Genomic DNA, 15,984 nt, shown 5'->3' on the forward strand with positions numbered 1-15,984 from the left:
CGCACCTGGATCGTCCCGCCCACCCCACCGGACGAGACCCGCGCCGAGAACGTCCTCGCCCCACCCGTGTCAACGCTCGAATAACCCGCCCAGTCACCGTTGTCCACGTAACCCAGCGTCCGGCCACCGCTGGCCGGCGCGTGCATGGCCACCTGCACCCCCGAACCCGAGGTGTACGACTCCCCCTCGGCCGTCGTGCCGGGCGCCGTCCCGGTGGCGAAGGTGAAGGCGTCCACGTCGAACAGGTTGCCCTGCCCCGACACGCCCTTGAAGACCAGGAACAGCTCGGTCGTGCCGCCGGGGGCGTTGCCCAGGCCGGCCGAGACGTCGGTGAAGGTGTCCCAGCCGCCCGTGCTCGGCACCGCGAGCGTGCCCAGCAGGGTCCCGGTCGCGGAGCCGGCCCGCACCTCGATCGTCCCGCCGGGGCCGCCGGAGGAGACCCGCGCGGTCAGCCTGGTGACTCCCGCCAGGAGGTAGGGCTCGAAGGAGATCCAGTCGCCGTTGTCGGTGAAGCCCACGGTCGCGCCGCCCTCCGCCCCGCCGTGATTGGCGATCTGGATGCCCTGCTGGGCGCCGAAGTGCTCGGCCTGGCGGTGCGCCGGTTGCAGGGTGCGTACGCTGTGGCCGGTCAGCCCGCCCTTGTCGGTGTACTCGGCGTCGAAGACGCCGTAGAGGTTGGCCGCCGCGTCGTGCTCGCCGTCGGGCGGGATGGTGATCGACCCCTCGCAGCCGTTCTTCGAGGTGATGGCGTGGGTGTGACTGTCATGGCCCACCAGGTACGTCACCTTGACGGCCGTGCAGGCCACGGTGCCGTCCTCGGGGTCGGTGACGGTGACCCTGAACGGCACGGCCTGCCCGTAGGTGAAGATCTGACCGTCGACGGGGGTGTTGAGCGTCACGGTGGGCGCGGTGTTGCCGACGGTGATCACCAGGCTGGCGGTCCCGGTCAGGCCCTGCGGGTCGCGTACGGTCAGGGTCGGCCGGAACGTGCCCTCGGCGGTGTAGGTGTGGGTCGGATTGGCCTGCGTGGAGGTGGTGCCGTCGCCGAAGTCCCACGTGTACGCGAGCGCGCCGCCCTCGGGGTCGGAGCTGCCGGCCGAGGAGAAGGCCACGGTCAGCGGCGCCCTGCCGGAGGTCCTGTCGGCGGCGGCCTTGGCGACGGGGTTGCGGTCGGCGCCGCCGAGGTACTCGATCCGGTACAGCGCCTGGTTACCGCCGCCCGTGCCGTAGTCGAGGACGTAGAGGGCGCCGTCGGGGCCGAACTCCGAGTCGATGATCTGCGTGCCGTCCCACGGGAAGTCCTCGATCTCGCCGGGCGTGCCGTCGCTCTCGACCTCGATCGCCTTGATCCACTGGCGGCCGAACTCCGCGGCGAAGTAGCGGCCGTCGAGCGACTGCGGGAACTTGACCGTCGAGGAGGAGCCGGCGTCGTAGCGGTAGACGTCGCCGCCCATGGGCGACTCCGAGCCGCCGCCGAACTCCGGGGGCGAGCCGGCGTCGCCGTACTTGATCCAGCTCGGCTTCGCGGCGGGCAGCCGGGCGAGGCCGGTGTTGCGGAAGGAGTTGTTCACCGGGCCGCCCGCGCAGTCGTACCTGGCGCCGGAGGGGCCGCTGGGGAAGGTGTACTCGTTGTAGGTCTCGGCGGCGGTGTTGGTGCCGGTGCAGTACGGCCAGCCGTAGTTGCCCGGGGCGGTGACGCGGTCGAACTCCACCTGGCCGCCGGGCCCCCGGCCGGGGTCGGCGGTGCCCGCGTCCGGACCGTAGTCGCCCAGGTAGACCGTGCCCGTCTGCCGGTCGACCGACATGCGGAAGGGATTGCGGAAGCCCATGGCGTAGATCTCGGGCCGGGTCCCCGCCGTGCCGGGCGGGAAGAGGTTGCCCGCCGGGACGGTGTAGGTGCCGTCGGGCTGCGGCTTGATGCGTAGCAGCTTGCCGCGCAGGTCGTTGGTGTTGCCGGAGGAGCGCTGCGCGTCGAACTGCGGGTTGCGGTCGGTGCGCTCGTCGAGCGGGGAGAAGCCGCTGGACTCGAAGGGGTTGGTGTCGTCGCCGGTGGTCAGGTACAGGTTGCCCGCGGCGTCGAAGTCGATGTCGCCGCCCACGTGGCAGCACTGGCCGCGGTCGTTGGGCACCTCCAGCACGACCTTCTCGCCGGCCAGGTCGAGGGTGTTGTCGGGCCTGAGGGTGAAGCGCGACAGGTTCAGGTGGCCCTTCCAGGGCGCGAAGTCGGCCGCCGTGCCGGTCACGGGGGCGTCGCCGGCCGGGGTGCTCAGCTTGGGCGAGTAGTAGAGGTAGACGAAGCGGTTCGCGGCGAAGCCGGGATCGACGGCGATGCCCTGCAGCCCCTCCTCGTCGTGGGTGTAGACATCGAGCTTGCCCGCCACCTTCGTCGCGCCGGAGGCGTCCGTGTGGCGGATCGTGCCGTCGCGGGCGGTGTGCAGCACCGACCTGTCGGGCAGGACGGCGAGCGACATGGGCTCGCCCAGTTCGGACGGCCCGAGGGCGAGCTGGACGTGCTGGTAGTCGCCGGGTGGGATGTCGATCGCCGCGGCGCCGGTGAACACCAGCGACGCCGCGACGAGCAGCCTCGACCACGCAGACATGGGCTTCCTTTCCTGACCGGGGGGACGTCAGGCAAGGCGCGCGCCGACCGCGCTTTGCTGTGAGGGCTGGAGGGTGCTGCTCCAGGTTGCGCTTGACGTTTTGGGGACGTTTCGGGCACTCAAGGAGATGCTTACCGCGCCGTAATGTGGCTGTCAAGGCGTCTTTACTTCAGTGGGTGAACGGCGAGAACCGACGAAGATCCGCAAAATATCGATCGTTTCGCGCAATTTCCTCCATGGAACGATCCCGGCCCTTGCGTCTCCGGGGAGGGCGGCATTTAATCCAGACTCACGCCCGCCTGGCACCGGCGGAGAGTTGCGGCGACTCCCTACCGCCGACCACGGGGCCGCCGCATGGGGTGCCTTCCCATCGGGCCAGGCGGGCGGGCCCCGGGCCGACCCCGCGGGCGGACCCCGCCTCTTCCGGCGCGCGAAACTTACAGTCGCTGTACGCACCTTGACACCTCTTCCCTTCCCCATGCATGCTTCCTTCACAAATCGATTTGCACATGGGGAGTACATGACCGACTTTCCGCGACGGGTGCTGGTGACGGGGGCGGCCGGAAGCGTCGGCCGGGCCACCCTCGACCTCCTCGCCCGCCAACAGGTGGCGGTGACCGGGCTGGACCTGCGCGACCCCGGTGACCTGCCGCTCGACCGCATGGTGGCAGGCAGCGCCGGCGATCCGGAGACCGTGCGGCGGGCGCTGGACGGAGTGGCGGCCGTGATCCATCTCGCCGCCCTCCCGGCTCCCGCGCTGGGCACCCCGGAGGAGGTGTTCTGCGGCAACACCCGGGCCACGTTCGTGGTGCTGGAGGAGGCCGGCCGGGCGGGGGTGCGGCGCGCCGCCATCGCCAGCAGCATGTCGGCCCTCGGGTTGGCCTGGGCCGGCGGGACGTTGCACCCCGCGTACGTGCCCGTCGACGAGGAGATCCCGCTGCAGGTCGAGGACCCGTACGGGCTGTCCAAACAGGCCGACGAGCTCACCGCGGCGATGATGAGCCGCCGGCACGGCATGACCACCGTCGCGCTGCGCTTCCCCCGGCTGGGCGGGCCGGAGGACAAGCTGCAGCACACGGCGGAGGAGTGGGCCGTCGACCGGGCCGCCGGCGCCAGGGAGTTGTGGAGCTACCTGGACGTCCGCGACGCCGCGCGGGCGGCGTGGCTGGCCGTCACGCGCCCGATCGAGGGCCACCACGTGGTCACCGTCGCCGCGCCCAACACGCTGATGTCCGAGCCGACCGAGGAGTTGCTGGCCGTGTTCCATCCCGACAGCGAGCGGCGGGCCCCGCTGCGCGACCGTGCCGTGCCGGTCGACCTGCGCGCCGCCGAACGGGTGCTGGGCTTCACCGCGCGGCACGTGCTGCCATGACGACCCCGGAGGCACGCGCCGCCATGACCCGTTCCGAGGCGGGCACCTCCGCGACCGGCCCGGAGGCACGTGCCGCGACCGGCCGCGAGGCGGGGGCCGCCGCGACCGCCCCGATGGCGGAGATGCGGGCGCCCTGGCCCGCCCGTGACGGCCTGCGCATCACGCGGGTGCGGGCCATCGTCACCGCGCCGGAGGGCCCGCCGCTGGTCGTGGTGAAGGTCGAGACGAGCGAGCCTGGCCTGTACGGCCTGGGCTGCGCCACGTTCACGCAGCGGTTCCACGCCGTGGCCGCCACCGTCGAGGAACACGTGGCGCCGATGCTCGTGGGCCGCCACCCGGCCGACATCGAGGACATCACCCGGATGATCCACCTGTCGTCGTACTGGCGGAACGGGCCCGTGCTGAACAACGCGCTGTCCGGCGTGGACATGGCGCTCTGGGACATCGCCGGCAAGCGCGCGGACATGCCGGTGTACGAGCTGCTCGGCGGCCGGGTCCGCGCCGCGGCCGACACCTACCTGCACGCGGGCGGGGCCACGGTGGCGGAGACCCTCGACCAGGCCCGCGCGATCCTGGCGGCGGGCTACCGCCATGTCCGGCTCCAGACCGGGGCGCCCGGGCTGGGCCACTACGGCGCTCCGGGCACGGCGAGCGGTTACCCGGGGCAGCCGTACCCCGACGGGTGGGAGGTCCAGCGGTACCTGCGCGAGACCCCCGCCCTGTTCGAGCGCGCCCGCCAGGAGCTCGGGGACGAGCCGGGTCTCATGCACGACGTGCACTCCAGGCTCACCCCCAAGCAGGCGATCGGGCTGGCGCGGGCGCTGGAGCCGTACCGGCTGTTCTTCCTGGAGGACCCCATCGCGCCGGAGTTCTACGACCGCCTCCCCGAGGTACGCCAGGCGGCGCCGATGCCGATCGCGGCGGGCGAGCAGCTCGGCTCCGTCACCGACGCGGCCCGGCTGGTCAGTCAGGGCGGCGTGGACCTGCTGCGGCTGCACGTCTCCTCGATCGGCGGCCTCACCCCGGCGCGCAAGCTGGTGGCGATGTGCGAGCTGACGGGGGTGGGCACGGCCTGGCACGCGCCCGCCGACGTCTCCCCCGTCGGGGCGGCGGCCAACCTCGCGCTCGACGTGACCACGGCGGCGTTCCAGATCCAGGAGGGGCACGTCTACCCCGACGCGGTCCTGGAGACGTTCCCCGGGACGATCAACCCGCGGCAGGGGTACCTCTATCCCCATGACACCCCCGGCTGGGGCGTCGACCTGGACGAGAAGGTGGCGGCCCGGCACCCGCCGGTCACCCACCTGCACGAGCGCTGGGCCGCCCGGGTCCGCAGGCCCGACGGAGGGCTGGAGGCACCCTGACCGTAAACTTTTAGTGACTGAAAGGATTATGCCAATGTAATATCTCCGCATGCCGACCGAGCAACACCCGGCCCGACGCGAGCGGAAGAAGGCCGAGACCCGGCGCGCCATCGCGGACGCCGCGCTGCGCCTGTTCGCGCTGCGGGGGTTCGACGCGGTGACGGTCAACGAGGTCGCCGAGGCGGCGGACGTGTCGGCGAAGACGGTCTTCAACTACTTTCCCGTCAAGGAGCAGCTGTTCTACGAGCACGAGCCGCTGCTGTCAGCCGACCCCGCCGAAGCGGTCCGCCACCTACCGATCGGCCGGGAGGCGGGCGCGGGGGTATCGGGCGGCCGGGAGACCGGCACGTGGGCTCCGGGCGGCCGGGCGGGCGCGTGGGTGACGGTCGCGCTGAGCGGCCTGCTGCGCGCCGAGCCGGTCGGTGACCTGGCCGTCTTCGGGCGGGTCTACCGCGACAGCGAAACCCTGCGCGCCTACGGCCGCGAGCTGTTCGCGGCACGCGAGCGCGCCCTGGCGGAGTCGCTGGCCGAGTCGCTGGCGGGACCACCGAAGGGAGTCGCGGCTAGGCCACCTGTGGCGTCACCGGAGGCGCCACCAGCGGGACCACCAGCAGGGCCGCCAGTGGGATCACCGGTGGAGCCACAGGCGGGGCCCCCGGCGGGGCTGCCGGCGGGGCTGCCGGTGAGGCCGGCGGGACCGCCGGAGGGACTGCCGGTGGAATCACCGGTGCGGCCACCGGAGAGACTGCCCGCGAGGTCGCCGGCCGGCCCCCCGGCGAGGTCGGCAGCGGGGCCGTCGGCGGGTGCCGTGGCGGAGGAGGCGGGCGGTCTGAGGCCGCGGATCCTGGCCGCGGCGGCGCTCGGGCCGCTGCGGCAGGTGTGGGAGTCGATCCTGCTGGAGGCGGCCGACCGGGTGCCGCCCGCCGAGGCCGTCGCGCGCGGCGTGCGCACGCTGGAGGAGGCGTACGCCGTCCTGGGCGGCGCGTTCGAGGGCTTCCTCCACGGTCGCGGCGCGTCCGGGAGCTTTCCCCCAGGTCGCGGCCCGTCGGAGGGTGAGGGCCTTCCCCAGGGCCACGGCCCATTCGAAGGCTCTCCCCCAGGTCACGGCCCGGACGAGGGCCCGCTCCACGGCCGTGGGGCGGCGGTGTACCAGGCGCCGCCGGTCCTCGACGAGCAGCCGCGGGCCGTCCGGGGTGAGCGGCCGAGCATCAGGCGGGTCGCCGACCTGGCCGGGGTGAGCGCGACGACCGTGTCCCACACGCTGAACGGCCGCCGCCCCGTGGCCGAGGAGACGCGGCGGCGGGTGCTGCAGGCCATCGAGGAGCTCGGCTACCGGCCCAACGTGCTGGCCCGCGGCCTGCGGACGAGCCGCAGCCAGACCATCGGGCTGATCATCCCCGACATCACCAACCCGTTCTACCCGGCGCTGGCCCGCGGCCTGCAGGACGTGCTCGGCCCGGCCGGTTACGACCAGATCATCAGCAACACCGACGGCGTGCGGCGGGTCGAGCGGGCCGCGATCGAGCAGATGATCGCCCGCCAGGTCGACGGGCTGGCCTTCGCCGTGTTCCACACCCACGCCGAGGACCTGCTGCCGGTCATCGAGGCCGGCATCCCGGTGGTGCGGCTCGGCGGCCGGCTGGTCCAGCGGGGCGTGGACCTGGTGCACAGCGACGACGAGGGCGGCGCCGCCGAGGCCACGCGTCACCTGCTCGGCCGCGGCTACCGCAGGATCGCGTTCGTGTGCGGCCCGGCGGCCGAGGGCCCGGCGGCCGAACGCGTCGCCGGTTACCGCGCGGCCCTCGCCGACGCCGGGGTGCCGGCCGACCGTGCCCTCGTGACGCACACCGAGTTCAGCCGCGCGGGCGGCGCGGAGGGGGTGGCGCGGCTGCTGGAGCTGCCGGAGCCGCCCGACGCCGTCCTGTGCGCGAACGACGTCATGGCGATCGGGGCCCTGGACGTGGCGGCGCAGCGCGGCCTGCGCGTCCCGGGAGACCTGGCCGTGATGGGCTTCGACGACATCGAGGCCGCCGGCATGGTCTCCCCCGGCCTGACCACCATGGCCAACCCGGCCCGCGAGATAGGCCAGGCCACGGCCGTGCGGCTGCTCGAACGGCTGCGCGGCGCCATCGACGAGCCGTCCACCGAGCTCGTCGTGCCCGCCCGCCTCGTACGCCGTCAATCCGCCTGAGGCGAACTCTTGACACCGCATGCGTTACGTGTAGATTTCGGAGGCATCTTAACGATTTGCGCGCCCCGGCAGCTTCCTTCACCCCCCGAAAGGACGCCATGATCGCAAAACGTCGGAACCTCGCTCTCGTCCTCCTCCTGACGGCCCTGGCCTGGCTCCCCCAGGTGACGCCGGCCGGCGCGGCGAAGCTGTCGCCGAACGTGCACCTGTTCTATTACCCCTGGTACGGCACGCCCGCCGCGAGCGGCGAGTGGCGCCACTGGCCTCAGGGCGGCCACACCCCGCCCGACGACGTCGGCGCCGACCTCTACCCCACCCTGGGCGCGTACGACTCCGGCGACGCCGGGGTCCTGGCCCGGCACATGAAGTGGATCGGCCGGACCGGCGCCGGGGTGATCGTCTACAGCTGGTGGGGCCAGGGCAGCTACGAGGACGGCCTGGCCGCGCGGGTCATGGACGCCGCGGCCGAGAAGGGCATCAAGGTCGCCTGGCACCTGGAGCCGTACGAGGGCCGCACGGCCGCCTCCACCGTCGAGGACATCCGCTACCTGCACCGGACATACGGCTCGCACCCCGCCTTCGACAACGTCTTCTACGTCTTCTGGAGCCTGCAGATCGCCGACTGGTCCGCGCTCGACGGGGTCAACGCGGACAACGTCATCCTCGCCCAGACCACCGACACCACGAAGATCGCCCACTTCAGCGGCATGTACACCTACGACGGCATCGCCGGGGCCACCGCGCCCGGGTGGAAGCAGGCCGGCGACTACGCCAGGGCGAACGGGCTGATCTGGGCGCCCTCGGTCGCCCCCGGCTACATCGACGACCGTGCCGTGCCCGGCAACACCACGCCGACGATCGCCCGCGACAACGGCGCCGCCTACGACCGGCAGTGGACCAACGCCCTCGACCCGGCCATCGGCGGCTCGCCGACCTGGGTGTCGGTCACCTCGTTCAACGAGTGGCACGAGGGCTCGGTCATCGAGCCGGCCGACGGCACACCGCCCGCCGGCCACGGCTACCAGACCTTCCAGGGCGCCTACGGCAAGCAGGGCAGGGCCGCGGAGACGGCGTACCTGGATCGCACGCGGTACTGGGTCCAGAAGTTCGAGAGCGTGCGCTAGCCGTACGGAAAGGAAAGACCGATGACAACGGTGCGCAAGCGTGCGCTCGGCCTGGCCGTGGCGCTCACGATGGGACTCGCCGCGTGCTCGGGCGGAGGGAACGGCGGCGGGCAGGAGCCGGCCGGGCAGTCGTTGCGGATGTGGACGTTCAAGAAGTCGCACGCCGACGCCCTGAACAAGGCGGCGGCGCAGTTCACCGCCAAGACGGGCATCCGCGTCACGGTCGAGGCGATCACCCCCGACGACGTGTTCGTCAGCAAGGTCCAGAGCGCCGCGCAGACCGACGGCCTGCCGGACGTGCTGGAGGTGCACTCCTCCGGCGAGGACTTCGAGATGGGCGCGTCGGGCCTGCTGCAGGACCTCGCCACGGACGTCACCGACGCCTGGAAGCAGCGCCTGCTGCCCTCCACGCGGGAGAGCGGCGTGCTCACCCAGAAGAAGATCGACGCGGTGGCCGCCGACTCGCCGATCAAGAGCGGCAAGGCCGGGCAGCGCTTCAGCGTGCCGTTCACCGCGGGCGCGTTCGGCATCGTCTACGCCAACAAGGACAAGCTCCGGGCCGCGGGGCTCGATCCCGGCACCCCGCCGGCGTCGTGGGAGGAGTTCCTGAAGGCGCTGGAGACCACCACCGCCAAGGGGCAGGGCGGGCTGTCGCTGGGGCTGAAGGTCTCCCAGACCGGCTTCAACTGGATCTACCAGCCGCTCGCCTTCGCCCACCTCGGCAAGGAACGGTTCCACGCCCTGTTCGGCAAGGACACCACGCAGGGGTTCGCGTCGCCGAACGGTGTCCGGACGCTGGAGGCGTACGCCAGGCTGACGCCGTACTGGATGCCCGGCACCACCACCCTCGGCATCGACGAGGCCGACATCGCCTTCGCGCAGGGCAAGTCGGCCTTCGCCGTGGGCGGCACGTTCACGCTGGCCTTCCTCGCCCAGAACGGGCTCAGCCCCGACAAGGTGCTGGCCTTCCCCGTCCCGCCGACGGCCGAGGGCACGCACAAGCAGATCTCGATGGCGCCGCTCGCCCTGACCGGGCTCGGCGTCACGGCCACGACGAAAAACCGCGAGGCCGCCGTCAAGTGGATCGACTGGGTGACCTCGCCCGAGGGCGCGGGCATGGTGGCCAAGGAGTCGCTCGACCTGCCCGCCACCGACCTCGGCACGCAGGCCGAGGCGCTGCTCGGGAAGGACCTGGCCGCGCTGCAGAAGCACTTCTCCGGGCCGCCGGAGAGCGCGTACGAGGCGGCCGACGACAGCTTCTTCCCCTCCGACTGGGACCAGGTCAAGCCCGGTGACCTGACCGTACGGCTCACGCCGCTGAAGGAGCTGAGCCCGCAGCAGGCGGGCGCCGAGCTGGACAAGGTCGTGGCGTCCATGTGGAAGTCCACGCAGTGAGCACGACCTCCGTCGAACTACCCCCCGGGCGGCTGCGCGAGCAGCCGCCCGGGCGGGCCCGGGCGGCGGCGCGGTGGCGGAGCCGGCTGGTCGGGTGGGCCTTCGTGGCGCCCGCGGTCGCCCTGTTCCTGCTGATGGGCGCGTACACGATCGCCAGCGGCTTCCTGCTGAGCTTCGCCAAATGGAACGGCTTCACCCCCGAATGGCGCTGGGTCGGGCTCGGGAACTACGCCGACCTGCTGCACGCCGACCCGTCGCTCGCCGCCGACCTGCGCCGCGCCGCCGGGAACACGGTGCAGGTCATGGTCGTCACGCCGCTGCTGACCGTGGCCATCGCCCTGCCGCTCGCGGTGATGCTGAACTCCGTCACCCGGCTGCGCGCCGTCCTGCGTTCGGTGTACTTCCTGCCGTACGTGACCACCGGCATCGCCGTCTACTACGCCTGGCGCTACGTGCTGGAGCCCGACGGCGCGATCAACCTGCTGCTCGGCTCGCTGGGCCTGGGCAGCCTCCAGCAGCCCGAGGGTTTCCTCGGCAATCCGGACACCGCGCTGCCGACGCTGATCGTCATCCTGGTGTGGTCGAGCGTGCCGGTCGCCACGCTGCTCTACCTCAGCGGGCTGCAGGCCATCGACCGCGGCATCGTCGAGGCGGCGCAGATCGACGGCGCCGGCTCCTGGCACGTCCTGCGACGCATCATCTGGCCGCTGCTGCGGCCGATCACCGTGGCCATCGTGCTGCTGGGCGTCCGCGACGCGCTGCACGGCTTCCAGATCTTCCTGATCGCCACGAACGGCGGCCCGGGCGGCCACACCGACGTGCTCGGCCTGATGGCCTACCGGCTGTCGTTCATGAAGGGCCTGGCACCGTCGCTCGGCCACGCGAGCGCGCTGGGCTGGCTGCTCTTCGCCGGAGCCGTCCTGCTCACCCTGGCCAACGCGCGCCTGCTCCGGAGGGTCCAGTGAAGCGTTTCGCCTACGCCGGGCTGATCGCGTACGCGCTGGTCAGCGTGTACCCGTTCCTGTGGATGGTGTCGGGCGCCTTCAAGACCCGCGCCGAGATCCTCGAGGGCAACCTGCTGCCGCGCGAGCCCACCCTCGACACGCTCATCGCCACGTGGAGCCGGCTGCACTTCCTCGACTACTTCCTCAACAGCCTCCAGGTCACGGCGATGACCGTGGCCGGCGTCCTGGTGGTCTACAGCCTGGCCTCGTACGCCTTCGCCGTGCTGGACTTCCCCGGCCGCCGCTTCCTGTACTGGTTCTTCGTGGCGCTGCTGTTCGTCCCCGGCATCACGGTGCTGCTGCCGGTGGTGATCCTGGAGAAGAACCTCGGGCTGCTGGGCACCCACCTGGGGCTGGTGCTGCCGTTCGTCAACGGCACCGCGCCGCTCACGGTGCTGCTGCTGACCAGCAGCTACGCCTCCATCCCCCGCGAGCTGCGCGAGGCCGCCAGGTCGGACGGGGCGGGCGAGGCGCGGATCTACTGGTCGGTGTACCTGCCGCTGGCCAAGCCGGCGCACATCACCGTCGCCGTGCTGACGGCCGTACCGACCTGGAACGAGTACGTGCTGACGCGCGTGTCGCTCTCCGACCGGTCGCAGTTCACGTTGCCGCTGGGCCTGGAGGCGCTCATCTCCAGCGAGGTGCCGAGCTACAACGAGGTGATGGCGGCGTCGCTGATCATCGTGCTGCCGGTGATCGCGCTCTTCCTGTTCCTGCAGCGGTACTTCATCAACGGGCTGGTAGGGGCGATCAAGGGCTGAGCACGGGCCGCCGTGCCTCAGTCCCACTCCTCCCAGGTGAGCCATCGATGTCCGCGGTTCAGCCAGTCGCCGTCGAGCCGCTCACCGGTCAGGCAGACGGGCCCGGTGAACCACTCCGCCACGAGGGCGCGATAGTGCTCTTTCGCGTCTCGCATGCTCCACCATTCGTGCGAGCCGGGCCGTCCGGCCGTGGCGCGGTCGCCGTCGGCGGGGTCAGGGACTACCGTGAGCACAAGTGTGCCTACCCGCCCGATCTTCAGGACCAAGCATGACCCGGCCGCAACCCGAGAGCGACCACCTCGTCCCCTGTCCGTACGCCCGACGAGCGACCCCGCACCCCATCTGACCGACCTCATCGCCGGACGAGTTTCTGCGACACCCCGAAAGGATCATCATCGACGAGCACTCCGCGCGATCAAAGGCAGAGCCCGTCCGGTGCCGCCGCCGTGTGGTCGAGTCGACGACCCTCAGCACTCGCCATCAGCCCCAGGCCGAGATCGCCCGATGGACCTGCCCCCATGGGCGCCATGTCGGTGACGGCTGCGTGACATGTTACGAAGCCGCGGCCGATGCCGATCCGGCCCTGCCGCTGTGGGAGGTCGCCGTGTGGTTCACCTCGCCCCGGGCGATCCCGATCAAGGTCCTGCACGACGTGCATCGCCACGGCCGGCACTTCGCGATCGACCAGCCGTCGACCCCTCTGGTCTTCCTCCTGACCGGCCAGGCCCCGGCCGCCAACGGGGTGGAGGCGGTGGCGGGCCTGGTCGGGTTCCTGCTGCGGAACCGGCACATCATCGACGACTTCACCGTGACAGAGGTCCGCGCCATCCACTTCTGACGCGCACCCGTCCATCGGCCTCATCGCCGAGCGGCGTCCGGTGCCCGGCCACGGCGGAGGGGGCTCCGCCGTGGCCGGCGCGCGTCCTCAGAGCCGCAGGCCCACCAGCAGCGGGTCGTGGTCGGAGGAGCGGAAGGCGTCGGGCGCGTACAGGTAGGGCGGGTTGTACTCGGTGTTGTAGTCCATGAACCGGCCCTCGTCGGCGTTGACGTGCCAGATGGTGGCACCGGTCACCAGCTTGCGCGCGCCCTTGTCGGCGAGGACGTGGTCGAGCTCGCCGGACAGGCCGTCGAAGACGTAGCTGTAGCGGTCCTCCTTCTTGACGTACTTCTTGCTCAGGCTGGCCAGCCCGGCGTCCTCGAAGGTGTGGATCGGGTCCTCCTCGCCGTAGGCGTTGATGTCGCCGACGACGAGCGCGTTCGTCAACCGGAGGCTGTCGATCAGCGCCAGCACGGCCTTGGCCTGCTTGACGCGCTTGGCGTTGTAGCAGCTCTGCCCGTCACCCTGGTCGGCGTCGTCACCGGTGGCCGGGCCGTCGGCGTCGGTGCAGCCCTTGGACTTGAAGTGGTTCACCAGGACGGTGAAGGTCTTCCCGGGCCGGCCGGCCTTGGCGAAGGTCTGCACCAGCGGCGGCCGGTTGAAGATCGGGTCGGAGGAGGAGCGCGCCGGGCCGACCGGGGTGACCTTGGCCGGCTGGTAGATCAGCGCGGTCTGGATGAGGTCGGTGCCCGGGTTGGGGTGCGTGATCGCCTTGTACGTGCCGGCGCCGGCCTTGGCGTTGAGCGCGTCGACCAGGGCGTTGAGCGCCACGTCGTCGTTGCGCTCGACCTCCATGAGCCCGGCGACGGCGGGGTTGAGCGTGGTGATGTTGGCGACCAGCTTGGCGAGCTGGCGGTCGCGCTCGGCGGCGGTGGTGGCGCCGCGGGACCCGAGCGTGGTGAACCAGTTGAGCGTGTTGAGGCTGGCCACCCGGACGTCGCCGCCGACCTTCGCCGGCTGGGCCGGGCGGGGGTTCTCGGCCCGGAAGACCACGGGCTGGGTCGGCTGGACGCGGTAGACGTCGAAGCCGTACGTGAGGACGCCGGTCAGGTCCCGCACCTCGTCACCGATCCGGACGGTGTTCGAGCCCTTGGTGTGGTACGGCAGCGTGGGCGGGTTCTGCGCGGTCGAGCCGTCGTCGAGCAGGATCTTGCGTCGTGCGTCCTTCTCGGTGTCCACGCCCTTGCGGTCGGTCGGCTGCCACAGCCGCTCGTCCTCGGCGAGGGTGATCTCGCCGTACCGGGCCAGGTTGTAGGTCTCGGAGACGGCGAGGTCGTCGTCGAAGGTGACGAGCATGCCCTCGTAGCGCTCGAAGGTGACCCCGTCCTTCCTGAGCGGCAGGTCCACCTTGGCCGGCCTGATCGCGCCGGTGCCGCAGACGTTCACCGCGGTGGCGGGCGAGATCTCGGTGAGGCCGTTGTACTCGATCACCTTGCCGGAGACGAGCACCCGGTCGCCGGCCTTGACCGGCGAGGAGGAGAACACGAACAGGCCCTCGGAGGTCGCCGGGTCGGCGTCGGGCCGGGCGGCCTGGAGGTAGAAGCCGCCGAGCCCGCCGGAGCCCTGGAAGGAGCCGGTGACGATGCCCTCGACCCGGGCGTTCTGGCCGGCCACGGGGCTGGTCTCGCCGCTGCCCTGCACCTGGGAGATCGGGTGCGTGGACGGGGTGTCGCAGCTCTCGGTGGGGGTCGGGGTGGGGGTGGGCGTCGGGGACGGGTCGGCGCCGCACGGGGCCGGGGTGGTGGCGCTGTTCCGCGGCGCGGGGGCCGCGGTCTCGAAGTCGGCGCCGTTGTCGTCGGTGTCGGCGCAGCCGCCGCTCTTACGGAGCCCGCCGGTGGTGTTGGTGAGCGCGGGGGCGGCGGAGCCCTCGAAGAAGTTCGCGCCACCGTACCCGACCAGGTCGGCGAGCTGGGCGAGCTGGGCGTCGGAGCAGGGAGCGGAGGAGCCGTTGCAGGCCAGGCCCTCGGCCGAGCGGACCAGCGCCACCTTGCCCGCGGTGCCGCTCATGTTGATCGAGCCGACGCTGTCGGGCTGGGGCAGCGCGCCGCTGGGCGTGCTGCCGGCGGCGAGCTGGACGAGGTGGTACTGCCCCGGCGCCAGGGTACCGGCGAGGTCGGCCTTGTTGGCGGCGAAGTTCCCGGTGCCGGTGGCGCTGGTGTACTGCACGGACCAGCCGTCCAGCGACACGGGGGCGCCGCTGCGGTTGAACAACTCGACGTAGTCATTGGAGAACGGGGCGCCGGAGTTGCCGCCTCCGCCGTAGACCTGGCTGATGACCACGGTTCCGGGCGCCGCGGCGGCCACGGAGGGTGAGGGCAGGGCGGCGATCGAGCCGACGAGGACGCCGGCCGCAACGATGATCGCCCGAACCCGGGACTTAGCATGCATGCCGGGGAGCGTAAACCGACAAACAATGAAAAACCCGTATTAGGCATGGACGAGTCATGAAATCTTAAACATTGACAATTCGTGTCCAACTCGGGGTCGCGACTATGTCGTCATCGGACGATGCGGGTCGCCCCGAGCGTCACGTCGGGCCCTCGGCGGACGCAGCGCGTCCAGGAGATCGGCCATGCGGCTGTGACGCAGGCCCACGGTCAGGGCGAGGACGACCATCATGACGAACGGGGCGGCGACGTACAGGGTCCCGAGGCTGTCGCCACGCCTCTCGCCGGTCACCAGGTCGATGAGGGCGAGCACCGCCGGTCGAGCAGAAGTGGCGTTCACGCGACGTCCGTCATGATCCCGTCGTTGCCGCACGCTCGCTCTCGGAGGAGGAGCGCACGCGCGGCCCTTCCAGGGTGCGGGTGAGCCACTGGGTACGGGTCCGGCGGGCGGCGGCCGACAGGCCGGCGTGGGGGAAGAGGGCGTCGAAGCCATGGAAGCCCCCGGCCCAGACATGCAGTTCGGCCTGGCCGCCCGCGGCCCAGATGCGGGTGGCGTACTCGACGTCCTCGTCGCGGAAGACCTCGGCGGAGCCGGCGTCGATGTAGGTGGTGGGCAGGCCGGACAGGTCGTCCGCCGTGGCGGGTGAGACGTAGGCGGGGACCTGGTCGCCGGTGCGGTCGCCGAGGACCGCGCTCCAGGCGAACGCGTTGGTCTCGCGGGTCCACACGCCTGGTTCGCCGGCGTACTGGTGGCTGGAGGTGGTGGTGTTGCGGTGGTCGAGCATCGGGCAGATCAGGACCTGGGCGGCGATCGCGGGTGTGCCGCGATCGCGGGCCAAGAGGGTGACACCCGCGGCGAGGCCGCCCCCCCCGCAGGCGCCCCCCCCCGCCATTGGGCCGGGGTCGCTG

13 protein-coding genes are annotated in these 15,984 nt (G+C 71.8%); 8 read left to right on the plus strand and 5 right to left on the minus strand.

Features of this window, described 5'->3' with window-relative positions; genetic code table 11:
- On the minus strand, positions 1 to 2,600 hold a 2,600-nt coding region (locus AB0J69_RS59205), incomplete at its 3' end, for a carbohydrate-binding protein (protein ID WP_364137642.1).
- A 520-nt stretch (positions 2,601 to 3,120) separates the two neighbouring features.
- Between AB0J69_RS59205 and AB0J69_RS59210 the strand changes: the two genes are divergently transcribed.
- The 7 genes from AB0J69_RS59210 (at position 3,121) to AB0J69_RS59240 (ending at position 11,811) form a co-directional block, all read left to right on the plus strand.
- A complete protein-coding gene (locus AB0J69_RS59210; RefSeq protein ID WP_364137644.1) occupies positions 3,121 to 3,972 on the plus strand; it encodes an NAD(P)-dependent oxidoreductase in 852 nt (283 codons plus the stop codon).
- Positions 3,969 to 5,336 (plus strand): enolase C-terminal domain-like protein, encoded by a 1,368-nt coding sequence (locus AB0J69_RS59215; protein ID WP_364137646.1) that lies wholly within the window; start codon positions 3,969 to 3,971, stop codon positions 5,334 to 5,336. The genes AB0J69_RS59210 and AB0J69_RS59215 overlap by 4 nt, the downstream gene beginning before the upstream one ends.
- A gap of 49 nt (positions 5,337 to 5,385) precedes the next feature.
- Positions 5,386 to 7,527 (plus strand): substrate-binding domain-containing protein, encoded by a 2,142-nt coding sequence (locus tag AB0J69_RS59220; RefSeq protein ID WP_364137648.1) that lies wholly within the window; start codon positions 5,386 to 5,388, stop codon positions 7,525 to 7,527.
- Positions 7,528 to 7,625: 98 nt separating this feature from the next.
- Positions 7,626 to 8,651: a glycoside hydrolase family 99 protein gene (locus AB0J69_RS59225; protein WP_364137650.1), complete on the plus strand. Its 1,026-nt coding sequence runs from the start codon at positions 7,626 to 7,628 to the stop codon at positions 8,649 to 8,651.
- A gap of 21 nt (positions 8,652 to 8,672) precedes the next feature.
- Entirely contained in the window at positions 8,673 to 10,046 is a 1,374-nt protein-coding gene (locus AB0J69_RS59230; protein ID WP_364137652.1) for an extracellular solute-binding protein, read from the plus strand.
- Complete coding sequence (locus AB0J69_RS59235) at positions 10,043 to 11,011, plus strand: sugar ABC transporter permease (RefSeq protein ID WP_364137654.1); 969 nt, start codon at positions 10,043 to 10,045, stop codon at positions 11,009 to 11,011. Before AB0J69_RS59230 ends, AB0J69_RS59235 begins: the two co-directional genes overlap by 4 nt.
- Complete coding sequence (locus tag AB0J69_RS59240) at positions 11,008 to 11,811, plus strand: carbohydrate ABC transporter permease (RefSeq protein WP_364137656.1); 804 nt, start codon at positions 11,008 to 11,010, stop codon at positions 11,809 to 11,811. Before AB0J69_RS59235 ends, AB0J69_RS59240 begins: the two co-directional genes overlap by 4 nt.
- A 17-nt stretch (positions 11,812 to 11,828) precedes the next feature.
- On the opposite strand, the gene AB0J69_RS59245 is transcribed toward AB0J69_RS59240, so the two are convergent.
- Entirely contained in the window at positions 11,829 to 11,966 is a 138-nt protein-coding gene (locus tag AB0J69_RS59245) for a hypothetical protein (RefSeq protein WP_364137658.1), read from the minus strand.
- A 389-nt stretch (positions 11,967 to 12,355) separates the two neighbouring features.
- Between AB0J69_RS59245 and AB0J69_RS59250 the strand changes: the two genes are divergently transcribed.
- Positions 12,356 to 12,649, plus strand: coding sequence for a hypothetical protein (locus tag AB0J69_RS59250; protein ID WP_364137660.1), 294 nt, complete (start codon positions 12,356 to 12,358; stop codon positions 12,647 to 12,649).
- 87 nt (positions 12,650 to 12,736) lie between these two features.
- Here AB0J69_RS59250 and AB0J69_RS59255 read toward each other — a convergent pair whose 3' ends face one another.
- The 3 genes from AB0J69_RS59255 to AB0J69_RS59265 all read right to left on the minus strand — a co-directional run.
- Positions 12,737 to 15,076, minus strand: a complete 2,340-nt coding sequence (locus AB0J69_RS59255; protein ID WP_364137662.1) for an ExeM/NucH family extracellular endonuclease — start codon at positions 15,074 to 15,076, stop codon at positions 12,737 to 12,739.
- Between the two features lie 102 nt (positions 15,077 to 15,178).
- A complete protein-coding gene (locus AB0J69_RS59260; protein ID WP_364137664.1) occupies positions 15,179 to 15,415 on the minus strand; it encodes a hypothetical protein in 237 nt (78 codons plus the stop codon).
- 10 nt (positions 15,416 to 15,425) lie between these two features.
- Positions 15,426 to 15,984 (minus strand): alpha/beta hydrolase fold domain-containing protein (locus AB0J69_RS59265; RefSeq protein ID WP_364137665.1); only part of this gene is annotated, 559 nt, incomplete at its 5' end.

Origin of the sequence: Nonomuraea sp. NPDC049709, from assembly GCF_040674815.1 — a bacterium.
Lineage (GTDB): Bacteria > Actinomycetota > Actinomycetes > Streptosporangiales > Streptosporangiaceae > Nonomuraea.